The 18,077-nt window shown below is 62.5% G+C and carries 19 protein-coding genes and 1 tRNA gene; 8 read left to right on the top strand and 12 right to left on the bottom strand.

The features are described from left to right. The first annotated feature begins 60 nt into the window (after positions 1-60). Positions 61-426 (top strand): cupin domain-containing protein, encoded by a 366-nt coding sequence (locus K8B33_RS11645; RefSeq protein ID WP_223426644.1) that lies wholly within the window; start codon positions 61-63, stop codon positions 424-426. Positions 427-466: 40 nt separating this feature from the next. After that, complete coding sequence (gene dinB / locus K8B33_RS11640; RefSeq protein ID WP_223426641.1) at positions 467-1,582, top strand: DNA polymerase IV; 1,116 nt, start codon at positions 467-469, stop codon at positions 1,580-1,582. 41 nt (positions 1,583-1,623) lie between these two features. Here dinB and K8B33_RS11635 read toward each other — a convergent pair whose 3' ends face one another. Beyond that, the gene (locus tag K8B33_RS11635; RefSeq protein WP_223426639.1) at positions 1,624-1,890 is read right to left on the bottom strand and encodes a hypothetical protein; all 267 of its coding nucleotides are present in this window, start codon (positions 1,888-1,890) and stop codon (positions 1,624-1,626) included. 215 nt (positions 1,891-2,105) lie between these two features. After that, positions 2,106-2,876, bottom strand: a complete 771-nt coding sequence (locus K8B33_RS11630) for an SDR family NAD(P)-dependent oxidoreductase (protein WP_223426637.1) — start codon at positions 2,874-2,876, stop codon at positions 2,106-2,108. A 228-nt stretch (positions 2,877-3,104) separates the two neighbouring features. Here K8B33_RS11630 and K8B33_RS11625 point away from each other — a divergent pair, with 228 nt between their 5' ends. After that, complete coding sequence (locus K8B33_RS11625; RefSeq protein ID WP_223426634.1) at positions 3,105-3,656, top strand: acyl-CoA thioesterase; 552 nt, start codon at positions 3,105-3,107, stop codon at positions 3,654-3,656. A 23-nt stretch (positions 3,657-3,679) separates the two neighbouring features. On the opposite strand, the gene K8B33_RS11620 is transcribed toward K8B33_RS11625, so the two are convergent. Then, positions 3,680-4,270: a DUF2846 domain-containing protein gene (locus K8B33_RS11620; RefSeq protein WP_223426632.1), complete on the bottom strand. Its 591-nt coding sequence runs from the start codon at positions 4,268-4,270 to the stop codon at positions 3,680-3,682. 108 nt (positions 4,271-4,378) lie between these two features. Here K8B33_RS11620 and K8B33_RS11615 point away from each other — a divergent pair, with 108 nt between their 5' ends. From K8B33_RS11615 to K8B33_RS11600, 4 genes are all read left to right on the top strand, one after another. Beyond that, the gene (locus K8B33_RS11615) at positions 4,379-4,870 is read left to right on the top strand and encodes a DUF1289 domain-containing protein (protein ID WP_223426629.1); all 492 of its coding nucleotides are present in this window, start codon (positions 4,379-4,381) and stop codon (positions 4,868-4,870) included. 147 nt (positions 4,871-5,017) lie between these two features. Further along, on the top strand, positions 5,018-5,863 hold the full coding sequence (locus K8B33_RS11610) for a metal-dependent hydrolase (RefSeq protein WP_223426627.1): 846 nt from the start codon (positions 5,018-5,020) through the stop codon (positions 5,861-5,863). Between the two features lie 147 nt (positions 5,864-6,010). Then, positions 6,011-6,913, top strand: a complete 903-nt coding sequence (locus K8B33_RS11605; RefSeq protein ID WP_223426625.1) for an alpha/beta hydrolase fold domain-containing protein — start codon at positions 6,011-6,013, stop codon at positions 6,911-6,913. A 269-nt stretch (positions 6,914-7,182) separates the two neighbouring features. Then, a complete protein-coding gene (locus K8B33_RS11600; RefSeq protein WP_223426622.1) occupies positions 7,183-7,902 on the top strand; it encodes a hypothetical protein in 720 nt (239 codons plus the stop codon). 57 nt (positions 7,903-7,959) lie between these two features. Here K8B33_RS11600 and K8B33_RS11595 read toward each other — a convergent pair whose 3' ends face one another. From K8B33_RS11595 to K8B33_RS11575, 5 genes are all read right to left on the bottom strand, one after another. After that, complete coding sequence (locus K8B33_RS11595; RefSeq protein ID WP_223426620.1) at positions 7,960-8,559, bottom strand: porin family protein; 600 nt, start codon at positions 8,557-8,559, stop codon at positions 7,960-7,962. 86 nt (positions 8,560-8,645) lie between these two features. Then, on the bottom strand, positions 8,646-12,869 hold the full coding sequence (locus K8B33_RS11590; protein WP_223426616.1) for a caspase family protein: 4,224 nt from the start codon (positions 12,867-12,869) through the stop codon (positions 8,646-8,648). A gap of 13 nt (positions 12,870-12,882) precedes the next feature. Beyond that, positions 12,883-13,734 (bottom strand): M48 family metallopeptidase, encoded by an 852-nt coding sequence (locus K8B33_RS11585; RefSeq protein ID WP_223426613.1) that lies wholly within the window; start codon positions 13,732-13,734, stop codon positions 12,883-12,885. Next, positions 13,731-14,207 (bottom strand): YbjQ family protein, encoded by a 477-nt coding sequence (locus tag K8B33_RS11580; RefSeq protein ID WP_223426610.1) that lies wholly within the window; start codon positions 14,205-14,207, stop codon positions 13,731-13,733. Before K8B33_RS11580 ends, K8B33_RS11585 begins: the two co-directional genes overlap by 4 nt. Then, entirely contained in the window at positions 14,204-14,530 is a 327-nt protein-coding gene (locus K8B33_RS11575) for a YbjQ family protein (RefSeq protein WP_223426607.1), read from the bottom strand. Before K8B33_RS11575 ends, K8B33_RS11580 begins: the two co-directional genes overlap by 4 nt. A gap of 432 nt (positions 14,531-14,962) precedes the next feature. Here K8B33_RS11575 and rnk point away from each other — a divergent pair, with 432 nt between their 5' ends. Continuing rightward, positions 14,963-15,340 (top strand): nucleoside diphosphate kinase regulator, encoded by a 378-nt coding sequence (rnk, locus tag K8B33_RS11570; RefSeq protein ID WP_223426604.1) that lies wholly within the window; start codon positions 14,963-14,965, stop codon positions 15,338-15,340. Positions 15,341-15,382: 42 nt separating this feature from the next. Here the strand turns inward: rnk and K8B33_RS11565 are convergent. The 4 genes from K8B33_RS11565 to K8B33_RS11550 form a co-directional block, all read right to left on the bottom strand. Further along, positions 15,383-15,467, bottom strand: a tRNA-Leu gene (locus K8B33_RS11565). A gap of 100 nt (positions 15,468-15,567) precedes the next feature. Continuing rightward, positions 15,568-16,473, bottom strand: coding sequence for a coiled-coil domain-containing protein (locus K8B33_RS11560; protein WP_223426601.1), 906 nt, complete (start codon positions 16,471-16,473; stop codon positions 15,568-15,570). Positions 16,474-16,613: 140 nt separating this feature from the next. Beyond that, complete coding sequence (locus K8B33_RS11555) at positions 16,614-17,156, bottom strand: hypothetical protein (RefSeq protein WP_223426599.1); 543 nt, start codon at positions 17,154-17,156, stop codon at positions 16,614-16,616. Positions 17,157-17,352: 196 nt separating this feature from the next. Beyond that, entirely contained in the window at positions 17,353-17,934 is a 582-nt protein-coding gene (locus K8B33_RS11550; RefSeq protein WP_223426598.1) for a superoxide dismutase, read from the bottom strand. Positions 17,935-18,077 lie beyond the last annotated feature (143 nt).

The following is an 18,077-nucleotide window of genomic DNA, read 5'->3' as shown; positions in this document are numbered from 1 at the left end:
TCCTTGTACTGCCGCCCCAGACCACTGCCGACCGAGAGGCCACCACTGACCGAGGCTGTCATGAAAACCCGTTACGCTGACATCCACGCATTTGTCACCCGCGATGCGTCCGAAATCCGGGAGCTGATGCATCCTGACCGGGACGCGCGGCTGGGCGCGGCGCGCCAGTCGCTGGCTGAGGCCCGGGTTGCGCCGGGCGCACGCACGCTCTGCCACCGGCATCGCACCAGCGAGGAAATCTACCATATCAGCGCCGGTAACGGTCGCATGATGCTGGGCGAAGACACATTTTCTGTCGAGACTGGCGACACCGTCTGCATCCCGCCCGGCACGCCGCACTGGCTGCACAATACCGGCACCGAAACACTGGTCGTGCTGTGCGCCTGCACGCCCCCTTACAGCCACGACGACACCGAGTTGTTGTAGCAATAGTGCGGAGCAAACGTGTGGAGCGACGACATCCGGCATGAGCACCTCCGGGATTACCACCAAGATCATCCATGTGGATTGCGACTGCTTCTACGCCGCCGTCGAGGTTCGCGACGACCCGCGCCTGCGCGGCCGGCCGGTGGCCGTGGGCGGCGATCCGGGGCGGCGTGGTGTGATTGCTACCTGCAATTATGAGGCCAGGCACTTCGGTGTGCGTTCGGCGATGGCCTCATCCCAGGCACTGCGACTGTGCCCGGAACTGGTGATCCTGGCACCGCAGTTCGACAAGTACCGCAAGGTCTCTGCCGCCATCGGCCAGATATTCCGGCGCTTCACACCGCACATAGAACCGCTGTCGCTGGATGAGGCATATCTGGATGTCACCGAATGCACCCACTTCGACAACAGCGCCACGCGCATCGCCGAGGCCATCCGCGCAGCGGTGCGCAAGGAAGTGGGCATTACCGTATCTGCCGGAGTCGCGCCGAACAAGTTTCTGGCCAAGATTGCCAGTGACTGGCGCAAGCCCGACGGGCTCTTCGTGATCCGCCCGGACCAGGTGGCAGCGTTCGTCCGCACACTGCCGGTAAAACGGCTCTCCGGTGTCGGCAGGGTAACGGCGGGCAAGCTGGAGGCATTGGGCGTGACGACCTGCGCTGATGTGCAGGCGCTGGGGCGTCTGGCGCTGAGCCAGCATTTTGGCAGTTTCGGCGAGCGGCTGTGGCACCTGAGTCGCGGCGAAGATCATCGCAGCGTGCAGAGCGGGCGGCGGCGCAAATCGGTGAGTGTGGAGAAGACATATGCCGACGATCTGCCGGGGCTGCACCACTGGCAAGGCCAGCTCCCGGATCTGCTGGAGCGATTGCGGCGACGTCTGGACCAGCTCGATCACAGCTACATGATCCAGGGTGTGACCGCCAAGGTGCGTTATCAGGATTTCAGTCAGGCCACCTGTGACGGTCCCGGGGACAGTCTGGCGGAGGCAGGCTTTGCCCGCTTGCTTGAGGCATTGTGGGAACGTCGCGGGGAGCCCGCCCGTCTGGTCGGGATCGGTGTGCGCTTGCGGGACATGAATGCGCCGGAGCAACCGGATCTGTTCGAAGAGGAGCGCGTGAGCGCACTTGCACAACAACGCGCACGGCAGCAGCGTTGAGGGGGTTCAGTCCCGGTAACGGCGACAGGTAACAGCAGACTTCAGTGATGACGCGCCTGATAAACGGTGTGTGCACGGACGGCGCCCATGCGTGCGGCACCCACTTGCGCCACCCAGTCATCAAACTGCGCCGGCAACAGGTCATCCATGATCTCGGTGCCGCGCTTGCGCACCGGCTCCATCTGTCCGCTGAGGTAATCCTTCAGCACATCAGCACACTCCGCACAGCGGCTGTACTGCTCGAGCCCGGGGTGCTCGCGGGCGTCTTTCACTGCGCGATCCAGTTCGTTCAGATATTTGAGCAGCATTGTGGTGGCTCCTACTGTGTTTAGATCATCGCCAGAGACGACACTAGCAGTGTAGGACCACAACCATAAGCATGTGCTCTTGAAAGATTGTGTCAGGATATTACGCGGTTTTGTGACCCTGTAGTCATAAACAGCCAACCCGGCCACTGGCAGCGCCAGGCCGGGTTGGTGCAGGGCATATCAGCGGGGATACCGCAGGAAAACTGCAGCGCAACTCAGCGCGGCTGCATACGGATGCCGCCATCCAGACGGATGGTTTCACCGTTCATGAAGCTGTTCTCGATCATGTGGCAGACCAGCGCGGCATACTCCGGCGGATGGCCGAGGCGCTTCGGGAACTGGGTCATCTCGATCAGCGGCTGCTTGACCTTGTCGGGCGCGGCATTCATCAGCGGCGTGTTGAAGATACCCGGCGCGATCGTGTTGCAGCGAATGCCCAGCGGCGCCAGATCACGGGCGATGGGCAACGTCATGCCCACGACGCCGCCTTTGGTGGCGGAATAGGCAACCTGGCCCACCTGGCCATCGAACGCCGCAACAGACGCCGTGTTGACGATCAGACCACGCTCATTGTCGTCGCCGGCAGCATTCTCCGCCATGGCGGCGGCGGCCAGACGCAGCACGTTGAACGAGCCGATCAGGTTGATCTTGACCACCATCTCGAAGACACCCAGGTCGTGGGGCTTGTTCTCGCGGCCCACCGTCTTCATGGCAGAGCCGACACCGGCACAGTTGACGCACACGTTGAGGCTGCCGAACTTGTCGGTGGTGGCCTTGATGGCCGCCTCGACAGACGCCGCGTCCGTCACATCGCAAACCACATAGGCTGCGCGCTCGCCAAGATCTGCTGCCACCTGGGCCGCTTTGGCTTCATCACGATCCAGAATCATCACCTTGCCGCCTTTGGCAACAATGGCTTCTGCGGTGGCCTGCCCCAGGCCGGACGCCCCGCCGGTAATGACGGCTATGGTGTTTGCGATGTCCATCAAGCTCTCCTGAAAATGTCGATCATTCGCTGCCGGCGGAACCGGTCAGTCACAGATTCGGGAGTATACATGCCGGTGCGGCGGGGGCCACTGTCCGGAACAACCACAATGTGACATGAAAAGCACAACAAAGAAGACCTTGATAGCATCCTGACATCGGGCCATAAAGGTCGCTATACTGCGGAACGTTTCGTACGGGAGGATCACCCGTTCGGGGGAGGAGACTGGATGTTTGAGCTAATAAGTGCCGCGAGACGCCGAAAACGGCCGCCGACGCATGGCATATTCGACACGGTGTCGATGGAGTTCCGCGTGGGGTTGCTGGATCTCGATCTGAACCTGCACCTGAATAATGCGAAATACCTGAAGTTCATGGACCGTTGCCGGCTGGAGCACTCCGTGTGCACCGGGCTGCTCAACAGCATGATCGAGGCACGCTGCAATGTGGTCGTGGCCAACGCAGAAATCGCCTATGTGCGCGAACTGCGCCCCTACCAGCATTTCGCTGTCAGCACCCGGGTGCTGGGCTGGGACGACAAGTACATGTACTACGACCAGCGCTTCGACGCCCAGGGCAAGCTGCACACCCACGCCTTGCTGCGAGTCGTGCACATGTATGGTGGCAAGTCCATCAGCCCCCAGGCGGTGCAGGAAATGACCGGCATGAACATGAACACACCTGCCCTGCCGGAATATGTCGAACAGTGGAAGAAGCTGTTGCAGACCAAGCGACGGTTTACCGAGCAGGGGCTGGACATCCCGCCTGCCAGGCCATCCTGAAAACAAAGCCCTCCTGAACGGCGCTATTCCAACGTCTGGAATGGCGCCCAGCGCGGTTCGCGGTAGGCATCCCCGCCATAATAGACACCCGCCTGATCCAGCCGCAGGTTGCGGATTTCCTGGAGCGCCAGCGCCTCGGGCACCTGCTGCAACGGCCCGGCCTGCATATACCGGTCCGGATCACTGCCCAGTCGCGCGGGGTCCAGAGGCTGATCCTCGGAATAGCGGAAATAGTAGGTTTCTCCGCCGTTGACCGCCAATGGGAGTTCGAAGATCGTCTTCAGAAACAACAGCCCGAACGGCCGACGGGCGTAAACATCATACTCGCCCCCATGCAGTTCCAGCCAGGTATAGGCCCCGCTCTTGAGACCGAACAGCATCTGTTCATTGATGAAGAAGGTCGGGGCCTGCATTTCCTCATAGCCCCACTGATTGCCCGGTCGGTAGATATAAACCATGGCGTTTCGGGGATCCAGGGTGTCCACAGGCTCGAACGTCTTGCCATTGGCGGCCTTGATGAACGCACCGGGCGTACGCGGCACAGCCACGGAGCAGGCAACCAGATGAAGCGCCAGGGACAGGACCAGCGTCAGGGATAGCACACGACGTATCATGGTGATTCTCTTATTATTATTCTCGCTGCGATAACTATCGCCGATTTATCCGCCCTTCACAAGCGCGCCTGTAGTGTCCCGGCACCTGTCTGGATTACACTTCCCGCCATGACTCTCAAACGTGTCCGCACTCCCTGTATCGGCGTTTGCTCCACGGTCTTCGGCGACACTGTATGCCGGGGCTGCAAACGCTTCGCCCATGAAGTGGTGAACTGGAACGCCTATTCCGACGCGGAAAAAGCGGTTGTCTGGCGGCGTCTGGACGGCTTGCTGAAACTGGTGGTGAACAACTACATCCACGTCGTTGACTCGCAACGCCTGCGCACCGCCATGGAATACCAGAACCTGCGCTTCCAGAGCGAGATGTCCCCGGAAGGCTGGGTGCCAGACCTGCTGAAAGCGGCCGGGCACCAGAACCTGGACTACCCGGCCTTCGGCCTGCGCTTGCTGGTCGATCCTGCGGAATACAGCCCGCGCGCCCTGTACGACCTGCTCAGTGCGGAGTTCTACGCCCTCTCCCGCGCCCATCACGAGCGCTGCTTCACCCAGCCGGAACGGCTGATCAGCCTGGTCCAGCAAGCCGCCGACGAGCTGCTCTGAGCCGACGAACCCGCCTGATCCGGCGGGTTGGTTGCGCGGCCCATCCCCCTCGGTCTTTACAGCCAACCGGACGCTTGCTCGGGGGTGGCGCCACCCCGCACCCGAATGTACCATTGAGTAATGTCACAATCATCAGAGGAACACACCATGAACATGGCTATCCTCCCGATCCGTCGCGATCTGAAATTCAATCTGCCCGCCGACAAGGCCACTGACTGGCACGAAGCCGGCATGCACGTGGCGCAGTTCTTCAACACCATGAGCCTGTTTTTCCCGGTGGGTGAGCGCTTCTTCATTGATTCCGTGCGCGCGTTCCGCGACCAGGTCACCGACCCGGAGCTGAAGAAAGCCGTCACCGCGTTCATCGGGCAGGAAGCCATGCACGGGCGTGAGCACGAAGAACTCAACGAACTGCTTCAAAACGCTGGCGTTCCCGCTGTAGCGCAGGAAAAATTCGTACTGATGCTGCTGAACAACCTGCAGAAGTACACGCCGAAAAAATTCCAGCTGGCCACGACGGTAGCACTGGAGCACCTGACAGCCATTCTGGCCGACTCCCTGCTGCGCAACCCGCAAACCCTGGGTGATTCTGACCCGCGCTTTGTCGCACTGTGGAACTGGCACGCGCTGGAAGAAACCGAGCACAAGGCCGTTGCCTTCGACGTCTACACCAAGGTCATGGGCAAAACCCTGCCCGCTTACCTGCTGCGCACCTCGTCACTGGTCATCGCCACAACCATCTTCCTGGCGATTCTCTACCCCTATTATTTCGAGAATGTGCGTCGCAAAGGCGGCCTGTTCAACCTGAAAGGGTGGATCACCTCATTCCGTTATCAGTGGGGCAATCCAGGCACATTGCGCCAGGCCATGGGGGACTGGTTTGACTGGTTCAAACCCGGTTTCCATCCCTGGGACCACGACAACCGCGCCTTCCTGGAGCAGATCGACGCCCTGCTGGAAACTGTCACAGAAACAGAGAAGAACGCAGCCTGACAACACCGGCTGCAGGCCGCCGAATGCATCGTTCGGCGGCCTGAGAAAAATTGGCCCGATCGGTTGTCGCCACCGGGCCACTCCACCGCTAAGGTAACTCCCCGGTTTCATCGCCTTCAGCCCATCACCCAGCCTGGGAGAATGACTTTGCCGAGCCTGACCGCCCGCCTGATCAAGCGCGTTTCACGCCGCATGGTGCGCCGCGAAAACCTGTCGCCGGAAGCACTGACCAGACACTTGCGCAAGACATTCAATCACACACCGGGCCTGACACTGCTGCCCCGGGGCGTACGCCTGCGGACCCTCGAGACCGGCGGTTTCAGCGGTGATCTGGTGACCGTTGCCACACCGTCCATGGCAATACTGTATATCCACGGCGGCGCCTACATTGCCGGCGTCACCCGCACCTATCACAACCTGGCCGGCCGACTGGCAAAGGACCTTGATGCCGAAGTGTATCTGCCGCGCTATCCCTTCGCGCCGGAGTCTCCCTTCCCGGCGGGCGTAAATCGTTGCATCGAAGCCTACGAGTGGCTGCTCGCCGAAGGGCGCAACGCAGAAGACATCGTCATTGCCGGTGACTCAGCCGGTGGCGGCCTGACCCTGGCACTGTTGCTGGCCATTCGTGATCGCAAGCTGCCTCGCCCACGCTGCGCGGTGACGTTTTCGCCTGCCGCCGATGGCCATTGCCGCGGCCCCAGCGTCGACGCCAATAACGCCTCTGACTGCATGCTGTCCGCATCGCTGGTGCGCACGGTATCGGATATCTACATGGCACCAACGGATCGGGACAACCCCTATGCGTCTCCCTCCCTGGGTGACTACACCGGCTTGCCGCCATTGATGATTACCGTCAGCACGGAAGAATGTCTCTACAGTGATGCGCAAGCCGTGCGCGCCAAAGCCGAGGCAGCGGGCGTACCCGTGACGTGGATTGCCAGAGACGGGCTGTTCCATGTCTGGCCCATCATCCTGCCCTGGCTGCCCGAGGCGCGGGAAGACGTGCGCAAGGTCGTGCAGTTTATTCGCGACTGCCTAAGCCCTGGGTAAATGGGCCCTGGGTAAATGGGCCCCGCGCAGGTGAATCCCGGGTAAGCGAGCACCTGCATCAGGTGCCGGGCACCGATACACACGGCACGCCCAGTACCTTTGTACACTTTATTTCCTGACGGCTTTCTGCTCCAATCATTGCAGCACGCACTGTGCCCTTCCTGGCTGCAATGGATGCACCCACTCTCGCCTTCATCCCTGCACCGTCCACAGTGACTTGCGGCTTGCCTGTTTTTAATGTCTTTATTGAGTGCCAAGGAGAAAACGTCATGCACGCACTGTTACGGATTATTGTATTGTCACTCGGTGTCAGCCTTCTGTGGGCCTGCACCGATGAGGCTCAGGAAAGTAAAGAAGCCAATGTAGCGCCGGGGAAGTCAGAGCAAACGGCGGCAAATGAAGCACTGTCATTACTGCAGATGAGCGCGCAACTTGCGCAACTCGCCGTTGCTGATGAAGATGCGGCAATGCTTGCCCAGGCTGCCAAGCTCAGAGCGCGCGTCGCTACCGAAGCGCTTGAAGCAGAAGCCACCCAGGGCGAGAGTGAGCAGACGGGTACGGAAAGCGAAAAGGAAACGTCGTTCGAGCACATGTCCGCCGCAGACATGCTGGAACTGGCCCGTGAATTCGCTGGCGATGACGAGACCCTGCTGGCATTGATCGACGGCACGCTGGTTGCCGAAGTGCGTTCGCGAGGCATGGTCGGCGGCGCCAGAACCATTCAGGATGTTGTGGGTGCCTACTCTGAGGTGTTCTACCGGAATGTCTATTTCGAGGGCGGTGCACCGGCTGAAGTCTTGCTGATCGGCGACGGTGACACGGATCTGGATCTGATCATCTACGATGAATTCGGCAACGTTATCTGTGCGTCGGAGTCCATGAGCGACAGAGAGTATTGTGCCTGGCAGCCACGCTGGACCGGCGCCTTCACTATCGAAGTCAGTAATTTCGGTAGCGTATGGAACGCCTACATACTCGCCACCAACTGATACATCTCCCCAACGGCTGGCGCCGGAGCCCCATTCTTCGGCGCCAGTCTTTCAGTGTCAGGGCAAATGATAACGCAAGCCGATAGTGACCAGGCGCGTATCCAGATCATCCATGGGATACCAGCCATACCCGATATCCAGATTCAGCGGCGCGCGCGGACCAAAACGTATCCCCACTTCCGCCATCGGGTCGGTGCCACTGATTGATCGCCTGCCGAGTCCGAAACCGCCGCGCACCTGCATGTTCCAGCGCCACACACCAGCCCGGCCGTAAACCCCCGCCACATCGCTCAACGCCCAGGTGCCGTCCAACGCAACACGCCAGCCATTGCCATAGATGTTCTGGCCACCCAGCTCGCTCCATACCCGGTCCGCATCCAGCTCCAGGCGCGCCACATCCAGTGCGACACTGGACGTGATCCGATAGCCGCCGCCGATCACGAATCCCAGATTGCTGTCACGAAACGCCTGCGTGCTGCCACCCTGCAGCACGTTCTCCCCCGCCCGCGTCTCGGACAGGTTGAGGCTGGTATGAAAGACGAAGCCGCCAGCGGCCGGCGGCCTTTCTTGCGGCGGCCTTTCTTGCGGAAAGCCATCCGGCTCATCGGCCATCAGCATGACGGGCCACAACAACACCGTGCTGAGTATCGCTGACATGGAAATGCTCACTCTGCTTGTCCTGCTTCCGGTGTGTTCACCACACATACCGAATAGGAGGGACGCAGACAGCGCACTCAACAACCTCAGTGACGTAACCGCCAGCGCTCGACCCGATCGCGCCAGCGCGGGCCGAGCACCGTATGCCCGGCCGGGTGCAGCGCCCAGGGCATATAAGACTGGCTGTCGCCACGATACAGCCATTCCGGTTCCGTGCCCGCAGGCAGGTGCAGCACCCGGAAACTGTCACCGTCGAACAGCAGGCCCCGGCCGTGCGTCGTCACGGCCATACCCCGCAGTGCCGGGGCCTCGCGCACCATGAGGCGGCGTTTTTCGTCGAGATCCCAGGCTTCGACATAGTGATGGCCAGCAGCGGTACCGTAGACATTCTCGCCCTGGTGGCGGAACGCACGGAGCAGATAACGGCCATCGGCACTGAGCGCCGTCTGCTGCGCCTGCGCCGGCTCACCGGCACGCCCGAAACCCTGAACCTCATCGCGAGGGAGCTGCCAGCGCGCCTGCTCCACCCACTCGCCACCGGCCCCCGGCGCCAGGTCGACCATCACCCCGTATTCGTCCACCACACGGACGCCATCACCACGGATGGCCAGGCCGCGCACGAACCCCGGTAATGACACCGGCAGGGTCTGCGTGGTGCCGGCATCGACATCGAACAAACGCACTCCGCGCCCGGGGAACCCCCCTTCCACCAGCACGCGCCGCCCGTCTGCACTGAACGCGGCGGCCGACAAATCACGGGCCAGATGCCCGTCCTGATCACGCCCCTCCTGATCACGACCACCCAGCACCACCTGCTCGCCGGTCTGCAGATCAACGCGCTGCAAGACATAGTCGTCCGCCAGCACCAGGGCATACCGCCCGCTGGCGTCCACCCGCAGACTGCGCGGCTGGTCCAGCGCCAGTGGTACCTGCGTCTGCAGGGTGCCCTGCTCGGCATCGAAGCGGCGCAGCCCTTCGTTCTGCAAGGTGACGACGGTGCGGCCATCGCCACTGAAGGCCATCGCTTGCGCCTGGGACAGGTCGGCATCGTCATCAGCAAAGCCCAGCGACCAGGTTTCCTGCACGGGCAGGGTGGCGCGGGTGATGGCGAAGTCGAGGGCGGGATTGCTGCCGCGCACCGTGGGCACCTGGCGCCCCTGAGTGCGCTCCGCCACGCGGTCGGCCACAAAGCGGCGCAATTCGTCCACGCGAATCTGGCGGTCGCCGTTGAGGTCCGCCGCCATGGCTTCCAGCCCCTCCAGTACCGCTGCGGTAAAGACACCGTTGTTCCAGCGGGCTGACTCCAGCGCAAACTCCATCGCGCCGGATGCGGCAATCACATGCGCGCCACTGCCTTCGCGCAGCTCGACAAAGATATCTTCCAGCAGCGGCCTGTCGATCTCCGGTGCATCGTCGGGTATGGCGCCGATACGTCGCAGCCCGCGTGCTGACACCTCGCCATCGCCGCCTGCCAGCAGCATCGGCGTGGGCAGCAGGCCCGCCGCACCGTCGTCGTTTTCCCCGGCATGGCAGCTGTCGATGAAGATCAGCCGTTCGCGGGCACGGGTGTTCGCCAGCAAGCCTTCGATCTCGTCAAAGCGCACCCCCCGGCGGCCCGGGGCCTCGAAGTCCATGTCGGTGGGTGCAAAATAGTAGACCCCGTCGTCCGCCAGCACGCCGTGTCCGGCGAAATACAAAATCACCCGGTCATCCAGCCCGGCGCGGGCAAGAAAACGCTGCGCCCGCAGAATCGCACTGCGCGTCGCCTGCCCGTCGGTGAGCAACAAGGTCTCGATATGCTCGCCTTCCAGGGTGGCAAAATGCGCGGCCACATCCTCGATATCCTTGGCGGCATAACGCAGGTCGTATTGCGATTGGGCGTACTCGGACACCCCCACCCCGACCAGGAAGGTGCGTCGGGTCGTCGCGGCGGCGGTGCTGTAGACCTGTGCCATCAGGTCGTCCGAACGGCGCCCGTCGGCCAGCGTCAGATGCGCCGTAATCCGGTTTTCGCCCGGCATCAGTGACAGCGTATGGCGCGCCTCATCGCCGCGCACCGGCACGCCGTCATCCGGCGTCGCCCGCACGTTGGCCACAAACAGATGCAGCCGCGCGCCGTCCGGGCCGCCCACGGCCACCTCCAGCTGGCGACGGTCGTGCACCAGCGGCGGGGTGCGCGACCAGGTCGGCAGCAGGTCACCTGACAGCCGGGCGCCACGTGTGGCCAGCCGCTGCTGACGCAACGTCACCAGCTGCGCCAGTTGCGCCAGATAGTCCGGCTGCGCGTGCCCCAGCGCCGCCAGCACGCGATCCGGACGATTACGCTCGCCATCAAACAGCGTAAAGGCGCGCAGTGTCATGCCGTCGCGGCGGGTGACCTGGCTGACCGCATCGCGGGAGGCTGCATACTCCCCGTCCGGGGTCAGAATCAACGCGCCCTGATCCGCCACCGGGTAGATACTGGCCAAGAGCGCCAGCGTCACCGGCGCCTCGATATCCAGCACATGCACCGCCGCATCGCTGGTCTGCGCATACAGCCGCTGGCGACCAAACAGCAGGGTGCGTATCGGCAAATCCCCCACCGGCACCGCCTCACCCAGCGCGCCCGTTGAAGGCTGGTACAGTCGCACGCCCTCCTCCGTGGCCAGCGCCAGCCGGTCCTGGTCCGGCGCGTAGGCCGACGCCGTCACGTTACCGTTGTAGGGCTGCCGGTCGTCACCGATGAACAGACCATAGCGGGTCAGCATCCAGAGCTCCCCCGCGTCGCTGAAGTCCAGCTCCAGCAAGGTATTGACGGAGGGCATGCCGCTGCCGTCAGCGAACGGGTCGATGCGGGTGCGCCCCAGCGAGGTGCCCGCTGCCCACGCCAGCATTTCCAGATCGCCCTGGCTGTCATTCAGGAACAGGAGCGGGTCTTCATCGGGCAGCTCGCGCAAGCGCAGCCAGGTCACCGGCGGGCCATCGCGCTGCATCCGGGTCGTGATGACGCCATCCTGGCATTGGTACACCATGTTGCCCACCGCCAGCAGCAGGCTGCCATCGCTGTGCCGCGCACTCGCATCCAGCCGGTCAGGATGGGTGTCCGCATCAAAGCAGGCCCACGGGTCGGGATGATCCGCCGGCGCGCTGGCCGGACGTCGCTCCCCGGTCCCCAGGTCCCATTCCTGCATACCCGTCTGCGGCACCGGCCCCATGGCGCGATCGGGCCAGGCGAAGAACAACGGATGCGACAGCGCCTGCTCCAGCGACACCTGTAACAGGCCGCGCGTTTCATCCACGCCCACCAGGCGCGTCTGGGTCGGCACGGCATCCAGTTCGCCGAGCACCGCGCCACTGGGCGCATGCACCAGACGCCCGGCACTGAACACCACATCCTCATCCGTGATCGCAAAGGCGGCGCGGCTGTCCCGCCGGCAGGTCACCGGCAACGCCTCCGGAGTGCCCCCCGGTCGCTGGCGTTGCAGGCAGGTGTCTTCGTCGAAATAGATCAGCGATCCGTCGGCCATGAAGCGCGGCTCGCGGGCGTTCGGCAGCGGCTGGCGCTGGCCGCTGTCGATCTCCAGCAGCCAGCCGCCCGGGCGCCCTGCCATGCCGGTAGACACCAGCAATTGCGATCCATCGGGGGAGAAGCGTAAACCACCAGGATAGAAAGGACGCTCACCGGACGTGATCGGCCAGGCCGCTCGCTCGGCCAACGTATCGGTGGCCAGAATGCGCACGTCGTCGTACCCCATCACGGCCAGCCAGGCGCCGTCCGGGCTCAGGGCCAGCCGCGCCCCGGCCGCGCCCGGCAGGGGCACCACTTCTTTATCACCCTGACCATCCGGGCGAGACAACCCCGCCTCACTGAAATCATTGAAGGCCACATGGCCACCATCACGGCTGACCGCCAGATCCACCAGTGGCGCGCTGTCGCCCTCCACCGCCTCGCCCCACATCAGGCTGACCGGATGCTGGAGCAGCATCGTGCGCGTGGTCGTGTCGAACAGCGAAAACTGCTGTGCGGTGGTGACCAGCAAGCGAGTGCCGTTGTCCAGCCACTGCAACTGGCGCACGCCGTCCATCACATGGGCACCGGCCTGTAGCGAGGCAATCCGGTAGCGCATGGACAGGTTCCACAACACCACGCGACCATCGGCATAGCCCACTGCTGCGGTGACGCCGTCACGGGCCACATCCACCGCTGTTTCGCCACTGCCCCAGACGTCCACCGGCACGGCTGATTGCAGCACCAGCGCCTCATCGGCGGTGCCAACACCGACCGACAGGCACGCCATCAGCACCAGCCATCGGCTCTTCCACTTCCCCATGCGCGTCATCCTGTCAGTGATCCTCAGGGCGAGTCAGTTTTTGCAGCGCCGGTGGCAATGGTCGCCGTTCCGCTTCGCCCTGCGCCGGGAGCGCTTGCTGCAACGCCTTGATACGTTCACGGGTCAGGGGGTGCGATTGAAACAAGGCCTGCCAGCGCCCGGCATCCTGATGCGCGAGGTTCTGATGCGCCACCATGGCCAGGAAAAATTCATCCGCGCCCTGCACATGCCCGTAATGCGCTGCCAACATGTCCAGCGCGTACTGGTCCGCGCGACGCTCCATGTCCCGATTGAAACGCAGGGCGGTCAACCCACCGCTCTGCCCGAACAGTGTCTGCATGGCAAAGTTCTCGCCGCCCGTCACCGCCGCCCACAGCAGCCCGATCACTGCGCTGCGGCTGAGCACGGCAATCGGATCACGGTGCTGGATATGCCCGATCTCGTGCGCCAGCACCATGGCCAGGCCATTCTCTGACGTCACACTGTCCAGCAACCCCCGGGTGATCAGTACATGGCCACCGAGGGTGGCAAACGCATTGGGGATCTGCATATCGATCAGGCGCACCTGCACCGGTATGGCAGGCGGCGGGTCCATGCTCGCCATCAGGTCATCGGCCAATTGATTGAGCGCCGCATCCGCCTGCGGCCAGGGCGCGCTCACAGGCAAGTCGCTCACCGCTGCCGCTTCCCAGCGAAACGGGATATGCGGGGCCAGAAAACCCGCCAGCAGCACGAGCAGCAAGGTCAGGGCGGCCATGACCAGACCGACCATCGCAACCAGGCTGCCGAATTCCAGCAGCGCATTCTGCGGCGGGTTATTGATGTGCTCCGGAACCCGCGGATTGCCGTCCGGCAGCGGTGTCATCGCGACGCGTTGCCTCGGGGATAGAGCGCCGTGCCATACGCCATGACTTCCACGGAACCTACACCGCGGGAGGCATCACCGGACACCCGGCAGGTTTCGAGTTTGACGTTGAAGATGACGACGCCCGTACCCAGCGCAGCGGCCTGCTCCTGCATGCGCAGGATGGCTTCGCGGCGAGCCCGGTCCAGCAAGGATTCGAACGCACCGATGGAGCCCCCGACCAGATTACGCAGTGTCGCGATCATCATCTTGAAGTAATCCACCGATACCACGACATTGCCCATCACCAGGCGAGATTCATGGCTCGTCACATACTCGGGCGGCAAATGCCGTTCAGCCAGCACCAGCAACTGCCGATACTGGTCTTCCCTGGCTTGAATCGAGCGATAGTGTCGCCGCTCCGCCAACCGCCCGAACACATAGCCCAGCAACAGCAGACTCAGCAGGATAATCAACTCATAGGGCAGCATCATACCCCCATGCGCTCCAGCTCGACCGCCGTGCCATAGACCAGGATTTCCGACGCGCCAACGGCGATCGTGGAGGTCGCAAAACGCACATTCAGGATGGCGTTGGCGCCGAGCGCTGTGGCCTGCTCCTGCAACCGGGCCATGGCCGCCTCACGGGATTCATTCATCAATTCCGTGTAACCCGTGAGTTCGCCACCAAAGATATTCTTCAGCCCGGCCATGAAGTCCTTGCCGACATGCTTGGCCCGCACGGTGCTGCCCTGGATCAAGCCCAGATGCCGCCGCACACGCATACCCGGCACAATTTCAAGATTACTGATCAGCATTCCCTTCTTCCCCTGCAAAGATTCCCCCACCGCACACGCGGCCCCGCACCTTGCACTCGCTGCAGGGCAGCCCCGCAACGTCAGGGACGGCCGCAACATGGCTGTGAGACAGCCAGAGAGCAGATACTGGACAAATATTCAGGATAAGTTTGGGGAAATCAACTGCACTGAACAAACCCATGTGCTCGTTTGATCCGGCCTGACCGGCCTGAAGAGAACTCTGGACAAAAAAACCGGCTCTGTTAATCTCGGAGCGTGAACATATCCCGCACCGCCAATGCCGTCATCGGCGTCCCGTTTTTTCTCCTCACTGTCAGCGCTTGCGCCCTGGCTGCGAATGCCCCTGTCTTCCTCTCCTGACGCCGAACACCAGATATAAAAAGGGGTTCGGCGCCTCCGGCTCAAACCCCGTAAATCCGTCAGGAGAACATCATGAATTTGCTACCCGCCATTACCGTCAGCACCACAGATCGCGACCGCCTTTTTGCCGTGCTGGATAATTTCAAAGGCGACTCGGACCAGATCGACTATCTTTATGACGAGCTGGCCCGCGCCAACATTGTCGACGAGAACGATATCCCGGAAGGTGTTGTGACCCTCGGCAGTCGTGCTCGCTTTCGTAACGACGCCACCGGCAAGGAACATGAGCGCGTGCTGACATTACCCGGCGAAACACAGACCGTCAGTGACGCCATTTCGATCCTGACGCCTGCCGGTGCTGCCTTGCTCGGTTTGAAAACGGGTGACGACATTCAGTGGCCCCATGAGGGACACTTTCTGCATCTGCGGCTATTGAATGTGACCCGTTAATCGCAGGCCAAACGGCCTGCTTCAGGTCTTCTTGGGCTAGATTGGTGCGCCAGGAGGGACTTGAACCCCCACACCTTACGGCACCAGAACCTAAATCTGGCGTGTCTACCAATTCCACCACTGGCGCGGTGAGGAGCATTGTAAACGGCGGCGGTCATGTTGCAAGCGTGGGCTGCTTCGCCAACGGCACCGGCCCCGCTCGCACGGGGCCGGCTGTCATGTGTCGGTCAGCGACGCTCCAGGCCGTCCAGGCGATTGTTGACCTCACGGCGATAGGCATCAAACGCGTTGATGGCAGATTCTATGTCGCTCAAGCGTGCTGGCAGATTCTGTTCGCCGCCCGCGTTCAGCGCCTCGCGCACTTCGTTCAGGGCGCGCTGCTGGGCCGCTGCCCGGCTTTCCAGCTGCTTGATTGTCTCCTGGGACAGGTCGATCTGCGTTTGCATCTGGTTGCGGGTAACGTTCGCTTGCTGCACCTCGCGACGGGCTGAGGCCGCCTGTTCCTGGGCAGTTTCGGCCGCCTTCTTTGCTTCCGCGAGATCCGTGCGCAAACTTGCGACAGTGCGTTCCTGGGCGCTCTGCTTGTCCTGCAGCGCTTTCAGCGCCTTCTGGTTCTCTTCGATCCAGCGGCGGTTGCGCACATTCGTGACATCCCAGAGTTTACGGATCTCGCTCATGTGCAACGCCAGGCGTTCTTCCACCTTGCCTGAGGACTGGGACAGGCTCTCATCGGTGGCGGAGAGCTGTGAGGCCAGGCTGCCAAGCTGCTCGGAGGACTCGCTGATGCGGGTATCCATCTGCGCGCGCACGGCGCTCAGCTCCTGGTACATGAATGCCCCCATCCCGAGGGTAATCAACAGCAGCACCACCGTTGCCGCGATCCAGAGACCACTGCCGCCACCGCCACTGGCGGGGCGCGGCGCCGCGGCACGGCGCGAACGGCGGGGCGGCTCGCCGCCCCCCTGGCCACCGCCGCCACCTGTCCTGCGGGCAGGCTTGCCTGCAGCCTCAGCGCCCTGCCCTGCACCGGCGCCAGCGCCCTGTCCCGGTTGTTTTCCAGGGCGCCCGGGGCGGTCGTCGTCCAGCGGCACATCACCGATATTGCCAAGCGGAAGGTCGCGATCCTGATTCATAAGCGTGCTGTCTGTGCAGAGAGTTAATGGATTCGGGCAGAGCTTAACAGGCCACGAGCACCTGCGCCCGCCCCTTCAGGGCATGCACGTAGACCGGTACCCGCTCAGCGGGTTCCCGGCCCCGGCAGTTGCCTTGCCGATCAGGGAAATATCGGTTGCTCGCTGGCGTAATAGATGAGCTCGCCCACCTCATGACGCCCCGCCTCGTTGCGCAGGAATGGCAGAAACAGTACCCATGGCTCGGCGTCACGGTGGTCCACTTGCGCCCAGATACCCGGCACTTTCTCGCCCTGCTTGCTCGTCACCTCATGCAGGCGCACCAGCACCAGCACCTTGAGGTCAGGCTCCTCTTCTGCCATCTGTTGCAGGCGCATGAACAGGGCGGCAGTCCACTGATCCGGCGGCGGCGCGGTTTCCTGGGTGCCCTGATAACCCAGCACTTTTGCATCGCCATCGGCCTTGGCAATCATGGCAAAGGGGTACAGGCCGCCGGATTCCTGAATGGCTTTCATGGCGGTCTGCATGGCCACTTCGGCGATGCTGTTCATGGCCTGGCGCTCTTCCGATGTTGCCGTTGCCTCATCGTCGTTTGCCGCGAACGCTGGCACAGCCACCATCAGGCACAGCGCCAGCATCGCGCCCGCACTGCACAGCCTCTGAAATCCCACCCGCAACCTGAACATATTCTTCTCCGAAAACTGGTGCTGTTGTTGTCTATATTGTTATTGGCCGTCGGCTACGCTAGCAGACTGCGGGCACGCGCGAAACGGCGGCGCCCATAACGAAAAGCCGCCCGAAGGCGGCCTCTGTACATACGAACAGACATGCGATGTCCGTCCTGTGCGCCACAGCCTTGCGGCTGCGGCGCCTCAGCGCGCATCAGGCGCCGAAGTTGCTGGCCGCAAAGTCCCAGTTCGCCAGCGCCCAGAAGGCTTCCAGGTACTTGGGACGGGCATTGCGGTAATCGATGTAGTAGGCGTGTTCCCACACATCAACCGTGATCAGCGGGGTCTTGCCATCAGTGATCGGCGTCGCGGCGTTGCTGGTGTTGACGATTTCCAGCTCGTTGCCGTTCTTGACCAGCCAGGTCCAGGCAGAACCGAAGTTGTTCACTGCGGCGTTGGTGAACTCTTCCTTGAACTTGTCGAAAGAGCCCCACTTGGCGTTGATGGCATCTGCCAGCGCGCCAGTGGGTGCACCACCGCCGTTCGGGCTGAGGCTGTTCCAGTAGAAAGTGTGGTTCCAGATCTGCGCTGCGTTGTTGAACAGCGGGCCGGGGCCGGCGCTCTTGATCACCTCTTCCAGTGCCTTGTTTTCATTCTCAGTGCCCTTGACCAGGCCATTGAGTTTGTCCACGTAGGTCTGGTGATGCTTGCCGTAATGGTATTCCAGAGTTTCAGCCGAGATATGCGGTTCGAGCGCATTCTTCTCGTAAGGCAGTGCAGGAAGTTCGAAAGCCATGTCATTTCCCCTGACGTTGGTATCGATGAATGAAGGTTCCGCACGCTCCGAAGGAGCGGCGAAACCGGAAAATCAGCACGCGCCCGCCGCAGCGGGCGTCTTGACTGTTAATCCTTGGGGCGACCCGATCTTTTTCAAGGCCT

Origin of the sequence: Alcanivorax limicola (assembly GCF_019931215.1) — a bacterium.
GTDB classification, from domain to species: domain Bacteria; phylum Pseudomonadota; class Gammaproteobacteria; order Pseudomonadales; family Alcanivoracaceae; genus Isoalcanivorax; species Isoalcanivorax limicola.
This window is presented reverse-complemented; position numbering and strand designations above follow the sequence as displayed.

Bases quoted from the DNA above. Each gene is read 5' to 3' on its own strand.
- K8B33_RS11645 (WP_223426644.1), top strand. From the start codon at position 61: ATGAAAACCCGTTACGCTGACATCCACGCATTTGTCACCCGCGATGCG.
- dinB (WP_223426641.1), top strand. From the start codon at position 467: ATGAGCACCTCCGGGATTACCACCAAGATCATCCATGTGGATTGCGAC.
- K8B33_RS11635 (WP_223426639.1), bottom strand. From the start codon at position 1,890: ATGCTGCTCAAATATCTGAACGAACTGGATCGCGCAGTGAAAGACGCC.
- K8B33_RS11630 (WP_223426637.1), bottom strand. From the start codon at position 2,876: ATGGACATCGCAAACACCATAGCCGTCATTACCGGCGGGGCGTCCGGC.
- K8B33_RS11625 (WP_223426634.1), top strand. From the start codon at position 3,105: ATGTTTGAGCTAATAAGTGCCGCGAGACGCCGAAAACGGCCGCCGACG.
- K8B33_RS11620 (WP_223426632.1), bottom strand. From the start codon at position 4,270: ATGATACGTCGTGTGCTATCCCTGACGCTGGTCCTGTCCCTGGCGCTT.
- K8B33_RS11615 (WP_223426629.1), top strand. From the start codon at position 4,379: ATGACTCTCAAACGTGTCCGCACTCCCTGTATCGGCGTTTGCTCCACG.
- K8B33_RS11610 (WP_223426627.1), top strand. From the start codon at position 5,018: ATGAACATGGCTATCCTCCCGATCCGTCGCGATCTGAAATTCAATCTG.
- K8B33_RS11600 (WP_223426622.1), top strand. From the start codon at position 7,183: ATGCACGCACTGTTACGGATTATTGTATTGTCACTCGGTGTCAGCCTT.
- K8B33_RS11595 (WP_223426620.1), bottom strand. From the start codon at position 8,559: ATGTCAGCGATACTCAGCACGGTGTTGTTGTGGCCCGTCATGCTGATG.
- K8B33_RS11590 (WP_223426616.1), bottom strand. From the start codon at position 12,869: ATGGGGAAGTGGAAGAGCCGATGGCTGGTGCTGATGGCGTGCCTGTCG.
- K8B33_RS11585 (WP_223426613.1), bottom strand. From the start codon at position 13,734: ATGACACCGCTGCCGGACGGCAATCCGCGGGTTCCGGAGCACATCAAT.
- K8B33_RS11580 (WP_223426610.1), bottom strand. From the start codon at position 14,207: ATGATGCTGCCCTATGAGTTGATTATCCTGCTGAGTCTGCTGTTGCTG.
- K8B33_RS11575 (WP_223426607.1), bottom strand. From the start codon at position 14,530: ATGCTGATCAGTAATCTTGAAATTGTGCCGGGTATGCGTGTGCGGCGG.
- rnk (WP_223426604.1), top strand. From the start codon at position 14,963: ATGAATTTGCTACCCGCCATTACCGTCAGCACCACAGATCGCGACCGC.
- K8B33_RS11560 (WP_223426601.1), bottom strand. From the start codon at position 16,473: ATGAATCAGGATCGCGACCTTCCGCTTGGCAATATCGGTGATGTGCCG.
- K8B33_RS11555 (WP_223426599.1), bottom strand. From the start codon at position 17,156: ATGTTCAGGTTGCGGGTGGGATTTCAGAGGCTGTGCAGTGCGGGCGCG.
- K8B33_RS11550 (WP_223426598.1), bottom strand. From the start codon at position 17,934: ATGGCTTTCGAACTTCCTGCACTGCCTTACGAGAAGAATGCGCTCGAA.